General features: G+C 58.0%; 21 protein-coding genes. 9 read left to right on the top strand and 12 right to left on the bottom strand.

From position 1 onward, the window contains the following. Window positions 1-82: 82 nt before the first annotated feature. Window positions 83-754 (bottom strand): HTH-type transcriptional repressor FabR, encoded by a 672-nt coding sequence (fabR, locus tag EIEH_RS03095; RefSeq protein ID WP_015872988.1) that lies wholly within the window; start codon window positions 752-754, stop codon window positions 83-85. Window positions 755-979: 225 nt separating this feature from the next. On the opposite strand from fabR, the gene sthA reads away from it, so the two are divergent. Then, on the top strand, window positions 980-2,401 hold the full coding sequence (sthA, locus tag EIEH_RS03090) for a Si-specific NAD(P)(+) transhydrogenase (protein WP_256594397.1): 1,422 nt from the start codon (window positions 980-982) through the stop codon (window positions 2,399-2,401). Here sthA and oxyR read toward each other — a convergent pair. After that, the gene (gene oxyR / locus EIEH_RS03085; RefSeq protein WP_015872991.1) at window positions 2,384-3,307 is read right to left on the bottom strand and encodes a DNA-binding transcriptional regulator OxyR; all 924 of its coding nucleotides are present in this window, start codon (window positions 3,305-3,307) and stop codon (window positions 2,384-2,386) included. The genes sthA and oxyR overlap by 18 nt on opposite strands. A gap of 141 nt (window positions 3,308-3,448) precedes the next feature. Here oxyR and EIEH_RS03080 point away from each other — a divergent pair, with 141 nt between their 5' ends. Then, window positions 3,449-4,183 (top strand): glutathione peroxidase, encoded by a 735-nt coding sequence (locus tag EIEH_RS03080; RefSeq protein ID WP_015872992.1) that lies wholly within the window; start codon window positions 3,449-3,451, stop codon window positions 4,181-4,183. Window positions 4,184-4,269: 86 nt separating this feature from the next. After that, window positions 4,270-5,718: a dihydrolipoyl dehydrogenase gene (locus EIEH_RS03075; protein WP_015872993.1), complete on the top strand. Its 1,449-nt coding sequence runs from the start codon at window positions 4,270-4,272 to the stop codon at window positions 5,716-5,718. 20 nt (window positions 5,719-5,738) lie between these two features. Here the strand turns inward: EIEH_RS03075 and argH are convergent, their stop codons facing one another. The 4 genes from argH to argC form a co-directional block, all read right to left on the bottom strand. Continuing rightward, window positions 5,739-7,121, bottom strand: coding sequence for an argininosuccinate lyase (gene argH, locus EIEH_RS03070; RefSeq protein ID WP_015872994.1), 1,383 nt, complete (start codon window positions 7,119-7,121; stop codon window positions 5,739-5,741). Between the two features lie 77 nt (window positions 7,122-7,198). Continuing rightward, window positions 7,199-8,416 carry an argininosuccinate synthase gene (locus EIEH_RS03065; RefSeq protein WP_015872995.1) on the bottom strand — a complete coding sequence of 406 codons (1,218 nt, stop codon included), beginning with the start codon at window positions 8,414-8,416 and terminating at the stop codon, window positions 7,199-7,201. Window positions 8,417-8,454: 38 nt separating this feature from the next. Next, window positions 8,455-9,228: an acetylglutamate kinase gene (gene argB, locus EIEH_RS03060; RefSeq protein WP_015872996.1), complete on the bottom strand. Its 774-nt coding sequence runs from the start codon at window positions 9,226-9,228 to the stop codon at window positions 8,455-8,457. Window positions 9,229-9,257: 29 nt separating this feature from the next. Further along, window positions 9,258-10,280 (bottom strand): N-acetyl-gamma-glutamyl-phosphate reductase, encoded by a 1,023-nt coding sequence (gene argC, locus EIEH_RS03055; protein WP_015872997.1) that lies wholly within the window; start codon window positions 10,278-10,280, stop codon window positions 9,258-9,260. Between the two features lie 203 nt (window positions 10,281-10,483). On the opposite strand from argC, the gene argE reads away from it, so the two are divergent. Further along, window positions 10,484-11,635 (top strand): acetylornithine deacetylase, encoded by a 1,152-nt coding sequence (argE, locus tag EIEH_RS03050; protein WP_015872999.1) that lies wholly within the window; start codon window positions 10,484-10,486, stop codon window positions 11,633-11,635. A 235-nt stretch (window positions 11,636-11,870) separates the two neighbouring features. Further along, the gene (ppc, locus tag EIEH_RS03045; protein WP_015873000.1) at window positions 11,871-14,504 is read left to right on the top strand and encodes a phosphoenolpyruvate carboxylase; all 2,634 of its coding nucleotides are present in this window, start codon (window positions 11,871-11,873) and stop codon (window positions 14,502-14,504) included. Between the two features lie 47 nt (window positions 14,505-14,551). Here the strand turns inward: ppc and metF are convergent, their stop codons facing one another. Both metF and EIEH_RS03035 read right to left on the bottom strand, forming a co-directional pair. Then, complete coding sequence (gene metF, locus EIEH_RS03040; protein WP_015873001.1) at window positions 14,552-15,454, bottom strand: methylenetetrahydrofolate reductase; 903 nt, start codon at window positions 15,452-15,454, stop codon at window positions 14,552-14,554. A 228-nt stretch (window positions 15,455-15,682) separates the two neighbouring features. Beyond that, window positions 15,683-16,282: a TetR/AcrR family transcriptional regulator gene (locus tag EIEH_RS03035; RefSeq protein ID WP_015873002.1), complete on the bottom strand. Its 600-nt coding sequence runs from the start codon at window positions 16,280-16,282 to the stop codon at window positions 15,683-15,685. A 230-nt stretch (window positions 16,283-16,512) separates the two neighbouring features. On the opposite strand from EIEH_RS03035, the gene EIEH_RS03030 reads away from it, so the two are divergent. Next, window positions 16,513-17,070 (top strand): carboxymuconolactone decarboxylase family protein, encoded by a 558-nt coding sequence (locus EIEH_RS03030; protein WP_015873005.1) that lies wholly within the window; start codon window positions 16,513-16,515, stop codon window positions 17,068-17,070. Window positions 17,071-17,251: 181 nt separating this feature from the next. After that, complete coding sequence (locus tag EIEH_RS03025; protein ID WP_015873007.1) at window positions 17,252-18,484, top strand: MFS transporter; 1,233 nt, start codon at window positions 17,252-17,254, stop codon at window positions 18,482-18,484. A gap of 43 nt (window positions 18,485-18,527) precedes the next feature. Here EIEH_RS03025 and dtd read toward each other — a convergent pair whose 3' ends face one another. From dtd to typA, 4 genes are all read right to left on the bottom strand, one after another. After that, window positions 18,528-18,965, bottom strand: coding sequence for a D-aminoacyl-tRNA deacylase (dtd, locus tag EIEH_RS03020; protein ID WP_015873008.1), 438 nt, complete (start codon window positions 18,963-18,965; stop codon window positions 18,528-18,530). 15 nt (window positions 18,966-18,980) lie between these two features. Further along, complete coding sequence (locus EIEH_RS03015; RefSeq protein WP_015873009.1) at window positions 18,981-19,859, bottom strand: virulence factor BrkB family protein; 879 nt, start codon at window positions 19,857-19,859, stop codon at window positions 18,981-18,983. Between the two features lie 120 nt (window positions 19,860-19,979). Continuing rightward, window positions 19,980-20,567: a glucose-1-phosphatase gene (yihX, locus tag EIEH_RS03010; protein WP_015873010.1), complete on the bottom strand. Its 588-nt coding sequence runs from the start codon at window positions 20,565-20,567 to the stop codon at window positions 19,980-19,982. Between the two features lie 164 nt (window positions 20,568-20,731). Beyond that, window positions 20,732-22,552 carry a ribosome-dependent GTPase TypA gene (gene typA, locus EIEH_RS03005; protein WP_015873012.1) on the bottom strand — a complete coding sequence of 607 codons (1,821 nt, stop codon included), beginning with the start codon at window positions 22,550-22,552 and terminating at the stop codon, window positions 20,732-20,734. 370 nt (window positions 22,553-22,922) lie between these two features. Here typA and glnA point away from each other — a divergent pair, with 370 nt between their 5' ends. Beyond that, window positions 22,923-24,332: a glutamate--ammonia ligase gene (gene glnA / locus EIEH_RS03000; protein ID WP_015873013.1), complete on the top strand. Its 1,410-nt coding sequence runs from the start codon at window positions 22,923-22,925 to the stop codon at window positions 24,330-24,332. A gap of 233 nt (window positions 24,333-24,565) precedes the next feature. After that, window positions 24,566-25,633, top strand: a complete 1,068-nt coding sequence (glnL, locus tag EIEH_RS02995; RefSeq protein ID WP_015873014.1) for a nitrogen regulation protein NR(II) — start codon at window positions 24,566-24,568, stop codon at window positions 25,631-25,633. Window positions 25,634-25,639: the final 6 nt, after the last annotated feature.

Below are 25,639 nucleotides of genomic sequence, written 5' to 3'. Positions count from 1 at the left end.
TCCGATCCGCTGATGGATAACCCTGCCACGGCTGACAGGATCAATGTTCCGATATCAAGACGATGTTTACGCATCTCCTCCCCTATGACTTGTGATGATGTCCGCCGTCGATAGCCGTCGCTGCGGCCTGCACCAAGTGCGCTTTCTCCTGCTCGCGGCGATACCAGTAGTACACCCCTTTGGAAATCATTCGCAGCTGCAGCACCAGGCGCTCCTCTAACTGACGGCGCTGCTCACTGTCGATATCTAACGCCTCGGCACCTGCGCTGAAGACAATGGTGACCATCGCCTCGGCCTGCGCTTCCGTAAAGCTGCGCGGCATGTGATTTTCGATTTCCAGATAGTCGGCAAGTTCCGCAATAAAATGCTGAATTTCACGCTGTACCGCGGCGCGAAAAGCGGCCGAAGTTCCAGATCGCTCGCGCAGCAGCAGACGAAACGCATTGGGATTATTACCGATAAACTCCATGAAGGTCGCGACCGAGGTACGGATCACACTGCCGCCCTTCGCGATACGCTGACGCGCCTGACGCATCAGCTGACGCAGCATCAGGCCGCTTTCGTCCACCATGGTGAGTCCCAGCTCATCCACATCACGAAAATGGCGATAAAACGACGTGGGCGCGATCCCCGCCTCACGCGAAACCTCTCGCAGGCTCAGGCTGGCGAAGCTGCGCTCAGCGCTGAGCTGATTAAATGCCGCCTCAATCAGTGAACGACGAGTCCGTTCCTTTTGCTGTGCCCTGACGCCCATATTCTATCCATTATTCTCTTCATGTTCGGCTTTACGGCCGGCGCCTTTATAGGCTACCACCGCCTCACTATACCAAACTTAGCTCTGTCACGCTGAATTAACCATCATGGCAGTAAATGGCATTATATTACGTAATTATCTGTCGATTATAACTATTTCCCATATAAATAATGAGGATGATTGGGCCGCACGGGATTTCATGTTAATCTATAGTTGTGGTTTTGTATAAAAAAGGCCTGCTCTAACATGCAACAGCATTTCCATTTTGACGCCATCGTTATTGGTTCAGGTCCCGGGGGTGAGGGTGCCGCCATGGGACTGGTTAAACAGGGGGCTCAAGTTGCCGTAATCGAACGGCAATTCAGCGTCGGTGGAGGGTGTACCCACTGGGGAACCATCCCATCGAAGGCCCTCCGTCACGCTGTCAGCCGCATTATCGAATTTAACCAAAACCCACTCTACAGTGATAATACCCGCCTCATCGGCGCGACCTTTCCCGATATCCTGCGTCACGCCGACAGCGTAATAAATCAACAAACCCGAATGCGTCAGGGATTCTATGAGCGCAATCACTGCCAACTGTTTTACGGCGAGGCCCGTTTTGTCGATCCCCATACGCTAAGCGTGACCTATCCGGATGGCAGCAGCGATACCCTAACGGCAGATAACATTGTTATCGCCTGCGGCTCCCGCCCCTATCACCCACAGGACGTCGACTTTAGCCATCCCCGGATTTATGACAGCGACTCTATCCTTAATCTGCACCATGAGCCCAGCCACATCATCATCTATGGGGCCGGTGTTATCGGCTGTGAGTATGCCTCTATCTTCCGCGGCCTAAACGTTAAGGTCGATCTGATTAATACTCGCGATAGGCTGCTCTCTTTCCTAGATCAAGAGATGTCGGACTCGCTCTCTTACCACTTCTGGAATAACGGCGTAGTGATCCGCCACAACGAAGAGTTTGAGCAAATTGAGGGAGTTGAGGACGGCGTTATCGTGCACCTACGCTCAGGTAAAAAGGTCAAGGCCGATTGCCTGCTGTTTGCCAACGGCCGCACGGGAAATACCGATGGCCTATGCCTTGAAACGGTAGGTCTGGAGGCAGACAAACGCGGTCAGCTGAAGGTAAACGCACACTACCAGACTGAAGTGCCACATATTTATGCCGTCGGAGACGTCATCGGCTACCCCAGCCTAGCCTCTGCCGCATATGACCAAGGGCGTATCGCCGCACAGGTCATCACCCGTGGAGAAACCCATACACACCTTATCGAAGATATTCCAACCGGAATCTACACCATCCCGGAGATAAGCTCCGTCGGAAAAACCGAACAGGAACTGACCGCGATGAAAATTCCGTATGAAGTGGGTCGCTCGCAGTTCAAGCATCTGGCCCGGGCGCAGATTGCCGGAATGAACGTCGGAGGATTAAAGATCCTGTTCCACCGCGAAACCAAGCAAATCCTGGGGATCCACTGCTTTGGCGAACGCGCCGCAGAGATCATTCACATCGGACAGGCGATCATGGAGCAGAAGGGGGAGGGCAATACCATCGAATACTTCGTCAATACCACCTTCAACTACCCCACGATGGCAGAAGCCTACCGCGTGGCGGCGCTTAACGGCCTAAACCGCCTGTTTTAACGTCTCTCGCTGGATCATTACCTGCTGCATATGCTCGCGGATAGCCTCCGCGAGCTGCTCGTAGCGTGCGCGCAGCGGCGAACCGGGACGATAGACCAGAGCAATGGTTCGCCTAGGCTCCGGCTTATAACAAGGCAGATAGCAGACGCCGTCGCGCTGGCGCTGAGACGGTACGGCCAGATCAGGCAACAGCGTAATCCCGCTGCCTGCCGCGACCATATTGCGCAGGGTCTCCAGGCTGGTCGCCCGGAAGTGGGTATCTTCATCGGCGCCGGCCTCAAAACAGAATCCCATCGCCTGATCGCGCAGGCAGTGCCCATCTTCCAGCATTAAAAGATGCTCACCCGCCAGCTCCGGCATCGCGATACGCTCTTTTTCCGCCCAGGGATGATCGCTATACACCGCCAGCGTCATCGGCTCATCAAACAAAGGGATCTCAATGAACGCCTCCGTCTCCTTCACCAACGCCAGAATGGCGCAGTCCAACTTTCCGCTGTCCAGCTGGGCCAGTAGCTGAGCGGTCTGCGCTTCATGCAGATACATCTCCAACTTGGGAAATACCTGATGCAACATCGGTATGATCTGCGGTAGCAGATAGGGGCCAACGGTAGGAATCAGACCAATATGAAGCGGACCGGACATCGCCTCACCCTGCTGGCTGGCCATCTCCTTGAGTACTTTCACCTCACGCAGCACCGTACGCGCCTGCTCTACGAGCAATAGGCCCGCCTGGGTAAACAGAACCTTACGGCTGGTACGCTCCAATAGCATAACCCCCAGCTCATCCTCCAGCTTGCGGATCTGCCCGCTAAGGGTGGGCTGGCTGACATGGCACGAATCCGCCGCCCGACGGAAATGACGGTGCTCCGCCAACGCCACCAGATATTCTAAATCCCGAATATTCATGTTTTTCTCCCGCAAGCGATAGTAAATATCGATGAATAAGATAGCAATTAACGATTAGAACTATCAAGTAGGAGCAACAATAATGAATAATAAACAGCGGCTCCATCGCAAATTTCGTCTCAGACAGGAAGATTGTATTACATGTTTAGCAGCCAAGAGGGCAGAAACGTTCCACCGGTTACCTTCCATACCCGTCAAAGGGATAAATGGCTCGATGTCACCAGCGACGCGCTGTTCCGTGACAAAACCGTCATCGTCTTTTCACTGCCGGGCGCCTTCACGCCGACTTGCTCTTCCAGCCACCTGCCACGCTACAACGAACTGGCGCCGATATTCCACCAGCACGGTGTGGACAGCATTCTGTGTGTATCGGTAAACGATACCTTTGTTATGAATGCCTGGAAAAATGATCAGAAAGCCGAACATATCACGTTTATTCCCGACGGAAACGGTGAGTTCACCCGCGGGATGAACATGCTGGTCGAAAAAACGGATCTGGGCTTTGGGCCACGCTCCTGGCGTTACTCTATGCTGGTACGCAACGGCGTGGTCGAGAAGATGTTTGTCGAGCCAAATCTGCCAGGCGATCCGTTTCAGGTCTCCGATGCCGATACCATGCTGAAATACCTCGCACCGGAGCACAAACTGCAGGCCTCGGTTTCCCTGTTTACCAAACCCGGATGCCCCTACTGCGCCAAGGCCAAACAGATGCTGCAAGATCGTGGCATCCAGTATGAGGAGATCATCCTGGGTAAAGACGCGACCACCATCAGCCTGCGCGCCATCAGCGGTCGGGCAACCGTGCCTCAGGTTTACATCGGTGGCCAGCATATCGGCGGCAGCGATGATTTGGAGCACTACCTGCAACAGGCTTAACAACAATAGGGCCACCCATGGCCCATCAAAGCCAACGTATTGGCGGGCTTGTCCCGCCTTTTTTTCGGTATTCCAGGAATCATGTAATGAGAGAATTACACGTCGACGTTGCCGTGATCGGCGGCGGCACCGCTGGATTAGGCGCCTATCGTGCGGCCAAACGCCATACTCCCAGCGTGGTGATGATTGAAGGCGGTCCCTTTGGCACCACCTGCGCCCGCGTGGGCTGCATGCCCTCTAAGCTGCTGATCGCCGCGGCAGAGTCCGTGCATCAGATCGCCCGAGCACCCGGCTTCGGTATCCACCCCCAGGGCGACGTCCGCATTGACGGTCGAGAGGTGATGGATCGCGTGAAGCGCGAACGCGATCGCTTCGTCGGGTTCGTCATGGAGGGTGTCGACAGCATTCCCACGGATGATAAAATCCTTGGTTATGCCCGTTTTCTGGACGATAACACTCTGCAGGTTGATGAGCATACCCGTATCCATGCCAAACGCATCGTCATCGCCAGCGGCTCACGTCCGGTATGGCCTTCCGCCTGGGATGCCCTGGGCGATCGTCTGATCGTCAACGACGATCTGTTCGCCTGGGATACGCTGCCACGCACCGTTGCCGTCTTCGGCCCCGGCGTCATCGGTCTTGAGCTGGGACAGGCCCTGCACCGGCTCGGCGTCGAGGTCAGGGTATTCGGCGTCGGCGGCGCCGTCGGGCCGCTGACGGATACCGAGGTCCGCCGCTATGCCGTAGATAAACTGGGCGCTGAGTTTTATCTCGACCCCGATGCACAGGTAGAGATCCTACAGCGTGAAGGGGCGCAAGTCTTCATTCGCTATCGCGATCTGAACGGTCAGACGCAGGATATCCTGGTGGACTACGTTCTGGCCGCCACCGGTCGGCGCCCCAACCTCGACCGCCTGGGGCTGGAGAACACCACCCTGCGTCTGGATGCGCGCGGCGTACCGCTGGCAGATCGCCTGACAATGCAGACCAGCACCGAACATATCTTTATTGCCGGTGACGCCAGCAACCAGCTGCCGCTGCTCCATGAGGCCAGCGATCAGGCGCGCATTGCCGGTGAGAATGCCGGCAGCTATCCCCTGATAGCCCCTGGACTGCGCCGCAGCCCCCTCGCGGTGGTCTTTTCCGATCCGCAGATCGCGATGGTGGGCTCCACCTTCCGCGAGCTGAATGAGAAATATGGCGCCTGCAGCTGCTTCGCCGTCGGGGAGGTCTCATTTGAAAACCAGGGACGATCGCGCGTCATGCTGCGTAATCTGGGCCTGCTGCATGTCTATGCTGAGCAGGGAAGCGGTCGCTTCCTCGGTGCGGAGATGATCGGACCGGACGCCGAACACCTTGCCCATTTGCTCTCCTGGGCCCATCAACAGCAAATGACCGTAGATCAAATGCTGGATATGCCGTTTTATCATCCGGTCATTGAGGAGGGGGTACGTACCGCCCTGCGCGATCTGCAAAGCAAACTGCGTCTGGGCAGCGACGAAATCGAGCGCTGCCTGCGCTGCCCGGGGGATTAACCCCGCCGGCGCGCTGCGCATCAGAGAATGTTACCCAGTCGCCGCTGGGCATCATCGATCGCCTGTGCGACCTGCTGCGGCGCCACGCCGCCGCGGGCGCTGCGTTTTACCAGACAGGAGTCCAACGCCAGCAGTGGATAGATATCGGCGCCGATCACTGGACTGAACGACTGCAGCATCTCCAGCGGCAACGCCTCCAGCGGCTTGCCCTGTGCCAGCGCCGCCACGACCGCCTCTCCGACAATGTGATGTGCCTCCCTAAACGGGATCCCTTTGGCCACCAAATAATCCGCCAGCTCCGTGGCATTCGCGTACCCCTGCTGCGCCGCCTCGGCACAGCGCGGGCGCTTCACCGCCAGCCCGTCCAACGCCAGCGTCGCCATCTGTAAACAGTCCAGCCAGGTATCCAGGGCATCAAACAGCCCCTCTTTGTCTTCCTGCATATCCTTATTGTAAGCCAGCGGAAGCCCTTTTAACGTCATAAGCATGCCGCTGAGCGCCCCCTGCACCCGCCCACACTTACCGCGGATCAGCTCTAGCGCATCCGGGTTCTTTTTCTGCGGCATCAGCGACGATCCGGAGGTTACCCGCTCCGACAGCTCGATAAAACCGGCCTCACCGCTGTTAAAGAAGATCAGATCCTCAGCGAAGCGCGACAGATGCACCATGCCAATAGCGGCCGCTGACAGCAACTCCAGGACATGATCGCGATCGGATACGCTATCCAGACTGTTACGCGTTGCGGCAGAGAACCCCAGCCAGTCGGCCAGCCGATCACGATCGATAGGGTAGGCGGTACCGGCCAATGCACCACTGCCCAGCGGGCTGGTATTCAGACGCCGCAGGGCATCATCCAGACGGCTCTCATCGCGGGCCAGCATCTCGACATAAGCCATACACCAATGGGCAAAAGTGATCGGCTGCGCCCGCTGCAAATGGGTATAACCGGGCATCACCGCATCCTGATTCTGGCGGGCACAGGCCGTCAGCACCTGCTGCAACGCAATCAGCGCCTGACGCAGCATCTCACCCTGATCCTTACACCAGAGTTTCAGATCGGTCGCCACCTGATCGTTGCGGCTACGCCCGGTATGCAGCTTCTTGCCCAGATCGCCAACCCGCCCAATCAGTTGCTGCTCCACCCAGCTGTGAATATCCTCCGCATCGCTGTCCAGAATAGACCGGGGATCGGTGCGAACCTCTTCCAACAGCGCAGTTAGCGCCTGCACCAGCTGCTGCTGCTCCTGTACCGTCAACACACCGACGGTCACCAGCGCCCGGGACCAGGCGACGGATCCGATGATATCCTGCTCCGCCAGCCGATAGTCAAAGCGCAGAGAGTCATTAAACTGTTTAAAACGCCGATCTGCTGCCAGAGAAAAACGCCCGCCCCAAAGTGCCATAGTGACTGCTCCGTACTCAAAATAAAATGATCGGCGGGCCGCGGCCGCAGCGCGGCCCGCATTCTGCCCTGCGCGTACTACTGCTTTGCGCTGTTCAGCGCGCGAATGCGTGAAGAGAGGGAGAACAGGCGAATAAAGCCGCCGGCATGGCTGTGATCATACACATCATCCTCACCAAAGGTGGCGAAAGCCTCGTTATACAGGCTGTTGACCGACTTCTTCTGTATGGCGATAGCCTGTCCTTTATACAGCTTAATCACCACCTCACCGCTCACCGCGTCAGCCAACGCATCGGCCGCCGCCTGCAGCGACTGACGCAGCGGTGCGAACCAGCGGCCGTCGTACACGACATAGGACATCTCCTGGCCCAGCTTCTCACGCCACTGGAAGCTGTCGCGATCCAGTACCAGTTGTTCCACGCCGCGCAGCGCTGCCATCATGATGGTGCCCCCCGGCGTCTCATAGCAGCCACGTGATTTAATGCCCACCAGACGGTTTTCGACGATATCAATCCGTCCTACGCCGTGGCGGGTGCCCAGCGCATTCAGCGCCTGCAGGCAGCCAAAGGGGGTCATCGCCACCCCATTGACCGAAACGACCTCGCCCTTTTCAACGCCCACGGTCACCAGTTCAGGCTGATCCGGTGCCTCCTCTGGGGCACAGGTCCACACCCAGCAGTCTTGGTTGGCCGGACTCCACGGACTCTCCAGCACGCCCCCCTCGGTAGAGATATGCCAAGCGTTGGCGTCACGGCTGTAGATCTTCTCCAGCGTGGCGGTAGTGGGAATATCGCGCCCCTTCAGATAATCGAGCAGCGCCTCACGCGAGCGAAGATCCCACTCACGCCACGGTGCCACGACCTGCAGCTGCGGCGCCAGCGCAGTATAGGTGGTTTCAAAACGCACCTGATCGTTGCCTTTCCCGGTCGCGCCGTGACACAGGGCGTCGGCCCCCAGCTCCAGCGCCAGCTCAACCTGCGCTTTCGCGATCAGTGGACGGGCCATCGACGTCCCCAGCAGATAGCTACCCTCATAGAGCGCGCCGCTCTTCAGCACCGGATAGACGTAGTCCTTGATAAAGGTTTCGCGCAGATCCACGACATAGCAGGAGGCGGCGCCGGAGCGGAGCGCTTTCTGCTCGATACCCACCAGATCTTCACGCTCCTGACCGATGTCCGCCACAAAGGCGATAACCTCACAGTCGCCGTAGTTTTCCTTAAGCCACGGAATAATGGCAGAGGTATCCAGGCCGCCGGAGTAGGCCAGAACGATTTTGCTGATGCTTTGGGTTGCCATACGGGTTTCCTTATTCTTAACCAAATCGTGTCGTTGTGTTATGCATGAATACGCGTGCCGACGGCTTCGCCGTTAAACAGCGCCGGCAGCTTTTCGGCGTGACGCCAGCCGGCGATATCCACCGGGCGCCCCAGCGTCCGTGCGGCTTCCAAGGCCGCATTCACCTTTACCACCATCCCATCGGTGATGATGCCCTGCTCGATCAGGCGCTGCGCCTTCTGCGCCGTCATCTCCGCGATACGCTGTCCCTTACCATCGAGGATGCCGCTGACATCAGACAGCATCAGCAGATCCGCCCCCAGGGTCGCCGCCAGTGCCGTCGCCGCCTGATCGGCATTAACATTCAAGAGCATCCCATCGGCGCTGATGCCGATGGAGCTGACGATCGGCAGAAAGTCCGCCGCCAGCAGCTGACGCAGCAGCAGTGGCGATCCCGGCAGCGCCTGGCCAACGTGCCCCAGGGACGCATCCAGCGGACTCACCTGCACCGCACCGCCGTCGGCCAGCGACAGACCGATCGCCGCCAGCCCGTGCGCAATAGCGCAGGCCTGTAGCGTCTTGTTTGCCGTCCCCGCCAGCGCACCGCTGATGATGCCTATCTGGTCGGCCGGCGTGACCCGCAGACCCTGCCGCTTCACCACCGGCAGCTGCAGGCGCACCATCAGCTCATCCACCAGACACCCGCCGCCGTGTACGATGACGATCGGACGGCGATCGTGATGTCGGTAGGCCAACAGCGCCTGAAAGAGACGCTCCATCGCCTGTGGGTTATCGAGTAATACGCCGCCGAGTTTGATGATTAACGGATCCATAGCTGCCTCTGTCTGTCCGGGATAGATGGTTAAAGAAGAGCGCACGTCTCAGGAAAGCCAAAGCGCAGGTTCATACACTGCACCGCCTGGGCCGCCGCCCCTTTCAGCAGATTGTCCTCTGCAGCAACCACGATCAGATGCTGTCCCTGCTGGGAGAAGCCGATGTCACAAAACGGCGTACCCGCCACCGCGCCGATGGACGGCAGCGTTCCCTGATACAGGCGGATTAAGGGTTTATCCTGATAGGCTCGATAAAAAGCCGTCGCCACCTCGGCCGCATCCACGCCGCTTTTTACCCGTAGGTGGATCGTCTCCAGTATGCCGCGAGGAAAATTGCCCAGGTGGGGGGTAAAAATCACCGGAATGCCTAGGTGTGCGGCGATCTCCGGCTGATGACGATGCGTAAACAGCCCATAGGGCTGCAGACTCACCTCGCAAAAGCTGCTGCCGAGGCTGGCCTTACGTCCGGCACCGCTGACGCCGCTGACGGCGTTGATAACCGGCCACTGCGCCGTATCAACCAACCCACTGTCTAATAACGGCTTCAATGCCAGCTGTGCCGCCGTCGGGTAGCACCCCGGCAGCGCGACCAGCTGCGCCGTGCGCAGCGCCGCGCCCTGCCACTCCGCCAGACCATATACCGCCTGCTCAAGCCATTCAGGATGTTGATGAGTAAAGCCGTAGTACTCTGGGTAAACATCACGCTGACGGAGCCGATAAGCCCCGGAAAGATCGAAGACGGTGCACCCAGCGGCCAAAAACGTCGGGGCCAAAAGATGGCTCACCGCATGATCGGTGGCCAGAAATACCACATCGGCCAGATCGGCCAGCGCCGCGCTATCATCGCTGGCAATCAACGGGAGATCGACCCCCCCTTTCAGCCGCGGGTGAATATCTGACAACAATTTTCCGCCATCAACGCTTTGCGCAGACACGGTCAAACCCGCTATGGTGATGTAGGGATGGCGCTGCAGACAGGCGGCGAGCTCAGCACCGGTATAGCCGCTGGCGCCAACGATTAACCCATTTAACGGCTTCTGAATACTGGACATCGCTGCGATCGCTCCTCTTGGTTAACCGTGGATACCGGCTGGGCGCTGAGATGCATCAGCCCCCGTCCACACATCCAGTTAGCCCCACCGCTGCTGCCAATACTCGGGCGTCCCTGTCTGTTCCTTTCGATGATGTTTTAATGTATTTTTATTCATAATTATTGCATGAATATTGATACTATCCAAACCAGAGACTGTCAACCATGAATACACAATTACCCTCATTTATCGCGTTGTACCGTGCGCTGATCGCAACCCCCTCCATCAGCGCCAACGACGGTGCACTGGACCAGAGTAATGAACGGTTAATCACGCTGCTGGCAGGATGGCTTAGCGATCTCGGATTGCGAGTTGAGATGCAGCCAGTCCCTAACACACGGAATAAATTCAATTTACTAGCAAACTATGGTGAGGGGGCCGGTGGACTGATGCTGGCAGGGCATACCGATACGGTTCCCTTTGACGAGGGGCGCTGGACCCGGGATCCCTTCACACTTAGCGAACAGGATAATCGCCTGTACGGTCTTGGAACCGCAGACATGAAAGGATTATTCGCTTTTATTATCGATACCCTGCGCGATATCGAACTGCATAAACTGAATAAACCGCTCTACATTTTGGCGACGGCTGATGAGGAGACCTCAATGGCGGGTGCGCGCTATTTTGCCGCCAGCACCGCGCTGCGCCCCGACTGCTGCATCATCGGCGAGCCCACCTCCCTTAAGCCTATCCGGGCCCATAAAGGCCATCTCTCCGAGGCCATCCGCATCACCGGTCAGTCAGGACACTCCAGCGATCCGGCACGCGGCGTCAACGCGATCGAGATCATGCACAATGCCATCGGTCACCTGCTCACCCTGCGCAATACGCTACAACAGCGCTACCACAATCCGGCCTTTAATATCCCTTATCCCACCATGAACCTGGGGCATATCCACGGTGGCGATGCGGCCAACCGCATCTGTGCCTGCTGCGAGTTACACCTGGATATGCGTCCGCTGCCGGGAATGACGCTGAACGATCTCAACGAGCTACTGAACCAGGCGCTGACGCCCATCGCGGCGCAGTGGTCGGGACGTCTGCGTATTGAGCACCTGCATCCGCCGATCCCCGGCTATGAATGCCCGCGCCACGCGCCGCTGGTGCAGGCAATAGAACAGCTATTGGGGGAGCGGGCAGAAGCCGTCAACTACTGTACCGAGGCGCCGTTCCTGCAAGAGGTTTGCCCAACGCTGGTACTCGGCCCGGGATCCATTGAGCAGGCACATCAGCCGGATGAGTACCTGTCCACCGACTTTATTGTGCCGACGCGCACTCTGCTGACGCAGCTAATCCACCATTTCTGTCAGCGCTGATCGCGGTAGGCACTGCCTTGGGCAAACGATGGCGCGACGGCGTTTGCAATGTAACTGTTATCAGTTAGACCTCTCCAGGTCATTGCGTAATTAAATTTCAGTTAACAGCAGTAAATTGTGTATTTTGGCAAGAAATTGTGTCAATTGACGCAGGGGACGGAACGTGGCTTTATAAAGAGGCACTCTACAATTTCCGAGTGAAAGAAATTTACGTATTGGGAGGGGCTGTGGTTCTATGAATGAGCAATATTCGGCGATGCGTGGCAATGTCAGCATGTTGGGCAAGCTGCTGGGCGATACCATCAAGGACGCGCTGGGAGAAGAGATCCTGGATCGCGTTGAAACTATCCGCAGACTGTCCAAGTCGTCACGCGCAGGCAATGAAGCCAGCCGACAGGCGTTGCTGAACACACTGCAAAATCTTTCCAATGACGAGCTGTTGCCGGTGGCGCGCGCCTTCAGCCAGTTCCTCAATCTGGCCAACGTCGCGGAGCAATATCACCGAATCTCCCCACACGGTGAGGCTGCCAGCAATCCCGATGCCCTATATCACCTGTTCACCCGACTGAAGAATAAAAATCTGGACGAGGCGCAAATCCGTCAGGCCGTCGATAACCTCTCCATCGAGCTGGTGCTGACCGCGCACCCCACCGAGATCGCTCGCCGTACGCTGATCCATAAACTGGTGGAGGTAAACACCTGCCTCAGCCAGCTCGATCATGACGATCTGGCCGACTATGAGCGTCACCAGATCATGCGCCGCCTACGCCAGCTGGTGGCCCAATCCTGGCACACCGACGAGATCCGTAAAAATCGCCCTACGCCCATCGATGAAGCCAAATGGGGCTATGCCGTGGTCGAAAACAGCCTGTGGGAAGGCGTTCCCGCCTTCCTGCGCGAGTTTAATGAACAGCTGGAAAAATCCCTTGGCTACCAGCTACCGGTCGAAGCGGTGCCGGTGCGCTTCACCGCCTGGATGGGCGGCGATCGTGACGGTAACCCCAACGTCACCGCCGAGGTGACCCGCCGCGCCCTGCTGCTCAGCCGCTGGAAGGCCGCGGAGCTGTTCCTGCGCGATGTTCAGGTACTGGTATCAGAACTCTCCATGACCGTCTGTACACCGGAACTGCGGGCGCTGGCGGGCGAGCATACCCAAGAGCCCTACCGCGAGGTGTTAAAACGCCTGCGCCAGCAGTTAAACAATACGCTGACCTATCTGGACGCACGTCTGCGGGGAGAGCGCCTGCCACGCCCCGCCGATCTGCTGGTCAGCAACGATCAGCTGTGGCAGCCGTTGCATACCTGCTACCGCTCGCTGAAGGCCTGTGGTATGGGGATCATCGCCAACGGACAGCTGTTAGATACTCTGCGCCGGGTCCACTGCTTCGGTGTGCCGTTGGTACGCATCGATATTCGCCAGGAAAGCACCCGCCATACCGAGGCGCTGGCCGAGCTGACCCGCTACTTGGGACTGGGCGACTATGAGACCTGGTCTGAAGAGGATAAGCAGACGTTCCTGCTGCGCGAGCTGAACTCCAAGCGCCCTCTGGTACCGCGTCACTGGACGCCGTCGCCGGAAACCAAAGAGGTGTTTGACACCTGTCAGGTGATCGCCGAGGCGCCTGCCGGCGCCATCGCCGCCTATGTCATCTCGATGGCGCGCACCCCATCCGATGTTCTGGCTGTCCACCTGCTGCTGAAAGAGGCGGGCTGCCCGTACAATCTGCCGGTTGTTCCGCTGTTCGAAACCCTCGACGATCTGAACAATGCCGAGGCGGTGATGACACAGCTGCTGAGCATCGACTGGTACCGTGGTTTTATCCAGGGTAAACAGATGGTAATGATCGGCTACTCTGACTCAGCCAAAGACGCCGGCGTAATGGCGGCCTCCTGGGCTCAATATCGTGCACAGGAAGCGCTGGTGCGCGTCTGTGACAATGCCGGGATCGCCCTGACCCTGTTTCATGGCCGCGGTGGCTCTATCGGCCGCGGCGGCGCGCCGGCGCACGATGCCCTGCTCTCTCAGCCGCCGGGAAGCCTGAAGAGCGGCCTACGCGTAACGGAACAGGGGGAGATGATCCGCTTCAAACTCGGCCTGCCGGAGATCGCCGTCAGCAGCCTGACGCTGTACACCAGTGCTATTCTGGAGGCCAATCTACTGCCACCGCCAGCGCCGAAGCAAGAGTGGCGTGATGTCATGGACGAGCTATCGCAGACCTCCTGCGCGCTTTATCGACGCTATATCCGTAAAAATCCAGATTTTGTTCCTTACTTCCGCTCAGCGACTCCAGAGCTGGAGCTGGGTAAGCTGCCACTGGGCTCACGCCCGGCTAAACGCCGCCCCAGCGGCGGCGTAGAGAGCCTGCGCGCAATCCCTTGGATCTTCGCCTGGACCCAAAACCGTCTGATGCTACCAGCCTGGCTGGGCGCCGGGACCGCGCTGGAGGAGGCCATGACCGAGGGGCACCGCGGCACGCTGGAAAATATGTACCGTAGCTGGCCATTCTTCACCACCCGCATCGATATGCTGGAAATGGTGTTCGCGAAGTCCGATCTGTGGCTGGCCGAATACTACGATCAGCGCCTGGTTGACCCGGCCCTATGGCCGCTGGGCACAGAGCTGCGCCAACAGGTACAGCGGGATATTCAGGCGGTACTGACCATCGCTGACACCGATCACCTGATGGCCGATCTGCCCTGGGCCGCAGAGTCTATCGCTCTGCGTAACGTCTACACCGATCCGCTCAACGTCTTGCAGGCTGAACTACTCTACCGATCACGCCACCAGGAACAGCCGGATGCCAACGTCGAACAGGCGCTGATGGTCACTATCGCCGGAGTCGCCGCCGGGATGCGCAATACCGGCTAGCCGCGATGCAAAGGAAAAAGCCCGCGGCCGCGGGCTTTTTTTGCCTATCACGACGCCACGCCACCCTGTGGCCGTACGCCCAGCGTATGGCAAATGGCATAGCTCAGCTCGGCTCGATTCAGGGTATAAAAGTGAAAGTCTTTCACCCCCTCGCGGGTGAGTAGTTTCACCATATCCATGGCAATATTGGCACCGACCAGCTTACGCGTCTCCGCGTCCTCATCCAACCCGTCAAACATAGCCAGCATCCACTGCGGCACGCGGACATTGGTCAGCGCGGCAAAGCGCTGCAGCTGGCGAAAGTTGGACACCGGCAAGATCCCCGGAACAATCTCCGCGTCAATACCGGCTGCCGCACAGCGATCGCGAAAGCGAAGATAGCTCTCCACGTCAAAGAAGAACTGGGTGATCGCCCGGCTGGCACCGGCGTCAATTTTACGCTTTAGGTTTAACAGGTCGGCCTGGGCGCTCTTAGCCTCCGGGTGAACCTCGGGATAGGCGGCGACCGAAATATCAAAGTCAGCCTCCTCGCGCAACAGCGCCACCAGATCGCGGGCGTACATTTCCGGACGCCCGCCTTCCGCCGGCAAATCGCCGCGCAGCGCTACAATATGGCGGATACCGCTATTCCAGTAATCCCGGGCTATTCCCCGCAGCGCCTCCCTGCTGGCATCAACGCAGGTCAGGTGAGGTGCCGCCTCCAGCCCGGTGCGCTCTTTTATCCCCTTAATCACGCTGTGGGTACGGTCGCGCTCGCCGGAGTTGGCGCCGTAGGTCACCGAAATAAACGACGGCCTCAGGATGCTGAGCCGATCGATGGATCGCCACAGCGTTTGCTCCATCTCCGGGCTGCGCGGCGGAAAAAACTCAAAAGAAACCTGGATCTGCCCCTGCAGCTCGGCCAGGCTCTGGTTTAGCGCATCATGCTGGCTTGCGTGAAAAAAACTCATACCCCATCATCCTTATGCTCTGCGCGACTCTCTGCGCCCCCACTTTAAACATCCATACGTTTAGACGTCTAAATAGAAATTGCCGTAAGTTGATGGATTCGTCAACAGCAAATTGCCACCGGGCGATGAAGAAACCTCAGGAGATGATGAGAAAGCCTCAGGCAGGCCCCTGCGCAGCCCAGACACCAGTTCCGCGATCCATGTCTGCGGCGCCGTCGGCGCCGGAAATTAGGATAGTACGCTGGCGCGCCAGCGACGCAGCGTTACGCAGCTGTCATCCACCAGCGCCGCCAGCGCAGGGGAATTGCCAATCTGCAGCGCCATAATGCGAATACCGATCACCTCTTTTTGCAGCCAGCGCGCCATTTGTCGGGCCTCAGCCTCGACTAACGGCGACACACCCTCCCGGAAAGCCCGGTAAAAGGCTGCCTCCATCGCCGCCAGGCTCTCCCGCACCACCGACAGCGGCGCATCCTCCGCTCTCCCCTCTAGCTCCAGCAGGCTTTTAACCAAGAAACAGACGCTGGAGGGAAGCTCTGTCGAACACGTGGCGCCAAAGTGGCGCAAAAAGGCCTCGGCACCGGAAAACGGATCGGGATAGTCCGCCATCAGAGCAAAAAACGCATCCACCTGGCTCTGGGTATAGCGCGTCAACGCGCTGGAGAACAGTGCGGCTTTATTGCCAAACGCGGCGTAGATACTTCCGGGGCGCATATTCAGCGCCTGCTCAATCTCTTTCATCGACGTCGCAAAGTAGCCGCGCCGCCAAAACAGAGCGACAGCCTGCTGCAACGCCACATCGCGATCGTGTTGGAGGGGTCTTGCCATGCTACAAGCCTGCTGGAGAGTTCAATGCAGTTCATTGTAACGCACTTTTTTGAACGGTTGCTCAAAAAAATTATTGAACAATCACTCAAAAATATCTAGAGTGAAATTTCACCGATTAACGCCGGGAGGAGGCGCGCCGGCTGAGCGCGTTTTACAGAGATGCCAGCGCAAAACGACGGCACCAACGCCGCCTTACCCGATGCGTTAAACGCCAACCTCAGGGAGATAACATGCTGACTTTTGAAAAGTACGATGAGCACACCGCCCCCCAGGAAAGCCGCGATTTACTGCTGCAAAGCAAGCGCAGCAACGGTGGCATCCCAGGACTACACGCTATCATGGCAGAATCACCACAGTTGCTGGCGGGCTACCAGGCCCTGCATGGCCTGTTTCTGCACAGCAGCTTCGATAATGACGAAAAGACCGTCGTCTGGCAGACCATCAATGTTGAGCACCGCTGCCACTACTGTGTACCGGCCCATACGCTGATCGCCCGCGCCATGAAGGTCAGCGATGAGATCAACGATGCCCTGCGCGACGAAACCCCGCTGCGCAGCGCCCGTTTAGAGGCGCTGCGCACCTTTACGCTGGCGATGGTGCGCCAGCGCGGCGAGGTGGATGATGCAACCCTGCAGGCGTTTATCGCCGCCGGTTTTGAGCGCCGCCATATCCTCGACGTCATTTTATGCCTGGCGCAAAAGGTCATGAGCAACTATACCAATCATGTGGCACATACGGAGCTGGATGCCCGTCTGCAGCCCGTTGCCTGGCAAAAGCGGGCTGTTTAGCCGTCAACTGAGCATCTTCGCTCTCCATGGCGCCCCCTGCCCGTGGAGAGGTAGTACCTCACCGCACGAACGGCTGTTGCCAAGCCAGGCCGCTGACGGCAGAATAGCCAGCCCCACCAGCCGCTATTTCACCGGCGATCCCGCTGGGTCTGACTGTTTCTCCTTTTAGCGACCATACATTATGCAAAACCATTTATCTTCTACTCGCCGACTGGGACGGCGTGCGTTGTTATTTCCCCTCTGTCTGGTGTTGTATGAGTTTGCCACTTATATCGGAAACGATATGATTCAACCCGGCATGCTGTCAGTAGTACAAACCTTTGGCGTGGACGAAAGCTGGGTTCCGACTTCCATGACCGCCTATCTGGCCGGCGGCATGTTTCTGCAGTGGCTGCTCGGCCCGCTCTCCGATCGCATCGGGCGGCGACCGGTAATGTTAATCGGCACGCTCTACTTTGCCGCAACCTGCCTGGCAATTTTGCTGACCAACAGCATCGAACAGTTCACCCTGATGCGTTTTTTACAAGGGATCAGCCTGTGCTTTATTGGCGCCGTCGGCTATGCCGCGATCCAGGAGTCCTTTGAGGAGTCCGTATGTATCAAAATCACCGCGCTAATGGCCAACGTTGCGCTGATCGCGCCACTGCTCGGGCCATTAGCCGGCGCTGCATGGGTGCATCTGTTTCCCTGGGAGGGCATGTTTATCCTGTTTGCCGCGCTGTCTCTGCTCGCCTTCCTTGGTCTGTATAAAGCCATGCCGGAAACCGCGACACGACGGGGAGAAAAGCTGTCACTGTCAGCACTGGGCCGCGACTATACGCTGGTGCTGAAAAATAGACGCTTTCTGTGCGGCTCGCTGGCCTGCGGCTTCGCCAGCCTGCCTCTACTGGCCTGGATAGCCCAGTCGCCGGTGATCATCATCAGCGGCGAAGGCCTCAGCAGCTATGACTACGGCATGCTACAGGTTCCAATTTTCGGCATGCTGATCCTGGGTAACCTTACCCTGGCCCGCCTGAGCGGCCGCCGCCCGGTCCGCCGTCTGATTCAGCTGGGCGCCTGGCCAATGGTTGGCGGGCTGGCGATCGCCGCCGCCTCTACGCTATACAGCGCCCATGCCTACCTGTGGATGACGGCAGGCCTGAGTCTATATGCCTTTGGTATTGGCCTGGCCAACGCCGGTCTCTATCGCCTGACGCTGTTTTCCAGCACGATGAGCAAGGGCACCGTCTCTGCTGCAATGGGCATGATCAGTATGTTCATCTATACCCTTGGCATTGAGGTAGGCAAATACGCCTGGCTGCTGGGTGGAAACGGCGCATTCAACCTGTTCAACCTGATAAGCGGCCTGCTGTGGCTGGCGCTGATCGCACGGATGCTGCGCGATCAGCTGGTGGGGAGGATGGCGGGTAGATGAGACAGCGGCGCAGACGTATGACAGGCTGTACGCCGCCATCGGCTTAAACCTGCAGCCAGAAAGTGACCGGACCGTCATTGAGCAGGGAGACCTGCATATCGGCAGCAAAGCATCCGGTCGCGGTGGTGATCCCGCTGGCGCGGCAGGCGTCGGAAAAATGGGTATACAGGCGCTCAGCCTCATCCGGCGCAGCGCCGCGGGAAAACCCGGGGCGCATCCCCTTTTGGGTATCCGCCGCCAGGGTAAATTGAGAGACCACCAGCACGCTGCCGCCGGACTGGCGCACGTTGAGGTTCATTTTACCCTCTTCGTCGCTAAAGACGCGGTAGCCCAATACCTTGTCACACAAGCGCTTTGCCTTCTGCTCATCGTCGCCTCTCTCCACCCCCAGCAACACCAGCAGGCCCGCGCCGATCTCTCCGATAAGCTGATTATCTACCATCACACTGGCATGGGTAACCCGCTGAATTAATGCGATCATCGAACCGTTTACTCCTTAATCATGATGTGATGTCAACGCCTGCTGCAGCCCCTGCGCCTGCCGGCGGTGTGCCCGAAAATCGCCGATGGCCACGGTCACCTCTGCGCCAAGCAGCACAATACACCAGCTCCAGTACACCCAGACAAACAGCATCGGGATCACCGCCAGCACGCCGTAAATCAGCTGATACGACGGAAACGCGGTGATGTACAGCGCAAAGGCTTTCTTCCCCAGTTCAAACAGCCCGCCAGCAACCACGGCGCCGACCAACGCATCGCGCATCGGCACTCGCTGGGTCGGTACAATGCAATATAGCAGCCAGAAGCTGACGCACGACAGCAGCAGCGGAAACAGACGCAGCAGCTGATCCACCATGGAGTAAACTGCACTGTCCGCCAGCCAACGCAGCGACAGCAGATAGGTACTGATCGCCATGCTGGCTCCCACCAGCAGCGGCCCCAGTGTCAGGATCATCCAGTAGACGGCGAACGAATACACCACAGCGCGCTTACGCTCACTGCGCCAAATATGGTTCAACGCTCCATCAACCGAGGAGATCAGCAGCAGGGCAGTCACGATAAGGCCAATAGTACCCAGTGCCGTCATCTTGCTGGAGTTGGCGACAAACTGCTCCAGATAGGACTGCACCACATCACCGGCAGCTGGCATGAAGTTGGTAAAGATAAAGCGTTTAAGCTGAAAAGAGACGCTGGCAAACATCGGGAAAGCGGTAAATAGGGAGAATACCACCGTGATCAGCGGTACCAGAGAGAGCAGGGAGACATAGGCCAGCGAACCTGCCACCATGGTCATACGATCGTCATCCACCCGCTGCCACAGAACCTTGGCAAAGCAGACCCAGCCTTTAATACGTTTTAGGGAAAATGACGTCATCCTTACTCCTGTCAGTTACGCCTGCATCGCGAATCACATCTTTCCCCGCACTGGGGGCGTTCGAGCCCACTTGGGTGTTCAGGGTAGCGCAGACACTCGATAAAAGAAAAACCAGTCTCATTATGCAAAATAGGCGGGGATCACCTGGCGGTCACACACCTGTACCGCCTGGATCCCCAATGCCTTCGCCGCCGCTACATTGTCGGCGTTATCGTCGAAGAATATCGACTCCCCGGCCACCACCCGCTCTTGTTCCAGGACATAACGATAGATTTCGGCATCGGGCTTACGCATGCCCAGCTCCTGCGACAGGTACATTTTATCGCAGGCGGCCGCAATCTCCGGGTAATGCTTAGGCCAAAAGTGGGTATGCAGCCGATTGGTGTTGGATAGCACCACGACCCGCTCACCCTGACGGCGCAGGCGCTGCATGATATCGATAACCTCCGGGCGCAGCGCAACAAAAATCGCCTGCCAGCCCAGTTCAAACTGGGCAAAGCTGAGGGCGATCCCCATCTCATCGCATAGACGCCGGGCAAAGGTTTCATCGTCTATCGCTCCGCGCTCATGCTGACGAAAGGTGTCGCCCATCGTAAAACGCTTGCTTAAGGTGGCCAGCGGGGCACCGCTGTACCGGCTCCAGACCCCCAGCACACGGTGAAAATCGATGTCTACAATCACGTTACCTAAATCAAAGATGTACAGCATGCGCAGCTCCCGATTTCAGCTTATTGGCGTGAGAGACTCCACTGTAGACGGAAAAAACGGCAGCGAATAGAAGGAACAAAAGAAAAGCAGGAAGTCGCGCGCAGATAGCGCCCGCAAAAAAAAACGGGGCACCTTAGGCACCCCGTGGTATCACACCGACACGATTAGTCGCGCGGACCGCGGTTGGCGCGGCGGCGATCGTTCTCGGTCAGATGACGCTTACGCAGACGCACGGAGTGCGGCGTAACTTCAACCAGCTCGTCATCATCGATGAACTCCAGAGCCTGCTCCAGGGTCATTTTCACCGGCGGAGACAGGGTGGTCGCTTCATCGGTACCGGAAGCACGCATGTTGGTCAGCTTCTTACCGGTCAGACAGTTAACCGTCAGGTCGTTGGAGCGGCTATGAATACCGATGATCTGACCTTCATAGACTTCTGCACCGTGACCCAGGAACAGCTTGCCGCGATCCTGCAGGCTATACAGCGCGTAGGCAACGGCTTTACCCTGACCGTTAGAGATCAGCACACCGTTCTGACGCTGGCCGATTTCACCCGGACGCACGTCATCATAGTGACTGAAGGTGGAGTACAGCAGACCGGTACCGGAGGTCATGGTCATGAAATCGGTACGGAAGCCAATCAGGCCACGGCTCGGAATGATGTAATCCAGACGTACGCGGCCCTTGCCATCCGGAGACATGTCGCGGATCTCACCCTTACGGATACCCAGCGCTTCCATCACGGAGCCTTGGTGCTGCTCTTCGATATCCAGCGTGACCTGCTCAAACGGCTCCTGCATGCGGCCATCGATCTCACGATAGATAACCTTCGGACGGGATACCGCCAGCTCATAGCCTTCACGACGCATGTTTTCTATCAGCACGGACAGGTGCAGTTCGCCACGGCCGGACACGCGGAAAGCGTCCGGATCCGGGGTTTCTTCAACGCGCAGGGCGACGTTGTGAACCAGCTCTTTCTGCAGACGCTCCAGGATCTGGCGAGAAGTCACAAACTTGCCTTCTTTGCCGCAGAACGGAGAGGTGTTGACGCAGAAGTACATGCTTACGGTCGGCTCATCGACGGTCAGCGGGGGCAGGGCCTCAACGGCGCTCGGATCGCACAGGGTATCAGAGATGTTCAGATCGCCCAGACCGGTTACCGCGACGATGTCGCCCGCTTCCGCCAGGTCGGTCTCGATACGCTGCAGACCCAGATGGCCCAAAACCTGGCCCACTTTACCGTTACGACGCTTACCTTCGCTGTCGATAATGGTGATCTGCTGGTTCGGCTTCACCTTGCCACGTTTGATACGGCCGATGCCGATAACCCCAACGTAACTGTTATAGTCCAGCTGGGAGATCTGCATCTGGAACGGGCTGTCCAGATCGACGTCCGGCGCAGCTACATGCTCGACGATAGCTTCAAACAGCGGAGTCATATCCTCAGCCATGTCGGCGTGGTCCAGACCGGCGATCCCCTGCAGGGCAGAGGCGTAGACGATCGGGAAGTCCAGCTGCTCATCGGTCGCGCCCAGATTGACAAACAGATCGAAGACCTGATCGACAACCCAGTCCGGACGCGCACCGGGACGGTCAACCTTGTTGATAACCACGATCGGCTTCAGCCCGTTGGCAAATGCCTTCTGGGTTACGAAGCGGGTCTGCGGCATCGGACCATCCATTGCGTCGACCAGCAAAAGAACCGAGTCAACCATAGACATCACACGCTCTACCTCGCCGCCGAAGTCGGCGTGCCCCGGGGTATCCACGATGTTGATGCGATAGCCATTCCAATTAATGGCGGTGTTTTTCGCGAGGATGGTAATCCCACGCTCTTTCTCCAAATCGTTGGAGTCCATTACGCGCTCAGTCGCGTCGTTACGTTCACCCAGGGTTCCGGATTGTTGCAACAGTTTGTCAACCAGGGTGGTTTTCCCATGGTCAACGTGCGCAATAATGGCGATGTTACGCAGATTTTCGATCACAGCTTTGCCTCAGGCATTAGAAATAGCGCGCTATTGTACACGTATTAAGCGAGGGACTAAACAGGATCACAAGCTTCTCGCAGAAACAATGCTACGAATGGCGGTTTGTGATCCTATTCACGATGCTAAACGGCGCGGGAATAAACAGCTTGCACCAAGATTGTGCTTTTGCTGAAGTGTTTTGCACCATTATGGAGCACGACGCTCCATCAGTGCCGCCTGACACAGCGTCAGAGTAAGGTAATTATGCGCCATTCAGGCAATTTGTAAAGTTGGCACGTTTCTAGCTAAGGCTACAGTACGATGGCTAAAACCACTTTCTATCATCTGTGTTCCGTTGCACGGCGACCAAAGAAACCGGGAGTAGAGTATGTCCGCTGAACATATCTTAGCGATGCTGAATGAGCACGAAGTTAAATTCGTCGATTTGCGCTTTACCGACACCAAGGGTAAGGAGCAGCACGTCACCATTCCGGCTCATCAGGTTGACGCCGACTTCTTCGAAGAGGGCAAAATGTTTGACGGCTCCTCCATCGGCGGCTGGAAGGGCATCAATGAGTCAGACATGGTGCTGATGCCGGATCCCACCACCGCAGTACTCGACCCATTCTATGAAGAGCCAACGCTGATCATTCGCTGTGACATTCTGGAGCCGGGTACCCTGCAGGGTTACGACCGCGACCCGCGATCCATCTCCAAACGCGCCGAAGACTTTCTGCGCGCCTCCGGTATCGCAGACACCGTGCTGTTTGGGCCGGAGCCAGAGTTCTTCCTGTTCGACGATATCCGCTTTGGCAGCAGCATCAACGGCAGCCACGTCGCCATTGATGACATCGAAGGCGCGTGGAACTCCGCAACCAAGTACGAAGGCGGTAACAAAGGGCACCGCCCGGCAGTTAAAGGCGGCTACTTCCCGGTTCCGCCGGTTGATTCGGCTCAGGATATCCGCTCGACCATGTGCCTGACCATGGAAGAAATGGGGCTGGTCGTAGAGGCTCACCACCATGAAGTAGCCACCGCTGGGCAGAACGAAGTTGCTACCCGTTTCAACACCATGACCAAGAAAGCGGACGAAATCCAGATCTACAAGTATGTAGTGCACAACGTCGCCCACGCCTTTGGTAAAACCGCCACCTTTATGCCCAAGCCGATGTTCGGTGACAATGGCTCCGGCATGCACTGCCATATGTCCCTGTCTAAAAACGGCAGCAACCTGTTTGCCGGTGACAAGTACGCAGGTCTGTCTGAAACTGCACTGTACTATATTGGCGGGGTGATCAAGCACGCCAAGGCTATCAACGCCCTGGCCAACCCGACCACCAACTCTTACAAGCGTCTGGTACCAGGCTATGAAGCGCCGGTGATGCTGGCCTACTCTGCCCGCAACCGCTCCGCCTCCATTCGTATCCCGGTAGTGGCATCGCCGAAGGCGCGCCGCATTGAGGTTCGCTTCCCGGACCCGGCGGCCAACCCGTACCTGTGCTTCGCCGCTCTGCTGATGGCCGGCCTGGATGGCGTCATCAACAAAATCCATCCCGGCGATGCCATGGATAAAAACCTGTATGACCTGCCGCCGGAAGAGGCCAAAGAGATCCCGACCGTCGCCGGCTCTCTGGATGAAGCCCTGGCCGCGCTGGATAGCGATCGTGAGTTCCTGACCCGCGGCGGCGTCTTTACCGACGATGCCATCGATGCCTACATCGAGCTGCGCCAGTCTGAAATGGAACGCGTACGCATGACACCGCACCCGGTCGAGTTTGAACTCTACTACAGCGTATAACGCGACGCGCGGCAGGAGACCCGGCCGCCCCGCTGTACCGGGCCTTGCCAAGCTATCCACGCTGGAGACATCCGTTTTTATTGCCGTGGAAACTTTCAGCCCATCTTCGGATGGGTTTTTTTCGCCGTACGCCGCAGGACGGAGAAAAAATTCTCCGCCCCCCCGCACAGGCAGCGAAAGCATGCTACAGTGCAAGGTATCCCATTGCACTAAAATAGTGCAGGAGTGCACAAATGGCTGAATACCCTACGCCGCCCCACCGTGACCTACCCGATGCCGGGCCGCTGCTAAATGCCCTGATGACCTGCATCCTGGTCCTGGACGACGATCTGGTCATTCGCTATGCCAATCCAGCCGCTCAGCAGCTGCTGGCGCAGAGCCCGCGTAAGCTGTTTGGCACTCCGCTGCCGGATCTGCTGAGCTATCTTTCTTTGGATATCTCACTGATGCGCATCAGCCTGCGCACCGGACAGGGTTTTACCGACAACGAGGTGATGCTGGTCATCGACAGCCAGCCGCACATCATGGCGCTGACGGCCCAGCCCCTGAGCGAAGGGCAGATCCTGCTGGAGCTTTCCCCCCTGGACAGCCAGCGGCGCCTAAGCCAGGAGCAGCTCCAGCACTCCCAGCAGGTCGCCGCCCGCGATCTGGTACGCGGGCTGGCCCATGAGATCAAAAACCCGCTCGGCGGGCTGCGCGGGGCAGCGCAGCTGTTGGCCAGAGCACTACCGGATCCGGCCCTGACCGAGTACACCCAGGTGATCATTGAGCAGGCCGATCGCCTGCGCAACCTGGTCGATCGTCTGCTGGGCCCCCAGAGGCCGGGGCAGCGCGTCACCCAGAGTATTCATCAAGTCGCCGAGCGGGTCTGCCAGCTGGTCTCCCTGGAGTGCCCGGGGAACATCACCCTGCTGCGTGACTATGACCCCAGCCTGCCAGAGCTGAATCACGATCCGGAGCAAATCGAGCAGGTACTGCTGAACATCACGCGGAATGCCCTGCAGGCGCTGGGTGAGCGGGGCGGCACTATCACCCTGCGTACCCGTACAGCGCTGCAGGTCACCCTGCACGGCGAGCGCTATCGTCTGGCGGCGCGCATAGATATTGAAGACGATGGGCCAGGGGTCCCCGCCCAGCTGCAGGATACGCTGTTCTACCCAATGGTGAGCGGACGCAGCGGAGGCACCGGACTTGGCCTGTCGATTGCAAGGAGCCTGATCGATCAGCATCAGGGAAAAATCGAGTTTAACAGCTGGCCGGGCCACACCGAGTTTTCGGTATATTTGCCAATCCGCAAATAGCCCACG

Source organism: Edwardsiella ictaluri ATCC 33202 (assembly GCF_000264785.1).
GTDB classification, from domain to species: Bacteria; Pseudomonadota; Gammaproteobacteria; order Enterobacterales; family Enterobacteriaceae; genus Edwardsiella; species Edwardsiella ictaluri.
This window is presented reverse-complemented; position numbering and strand designations above follow the sequence as displayed.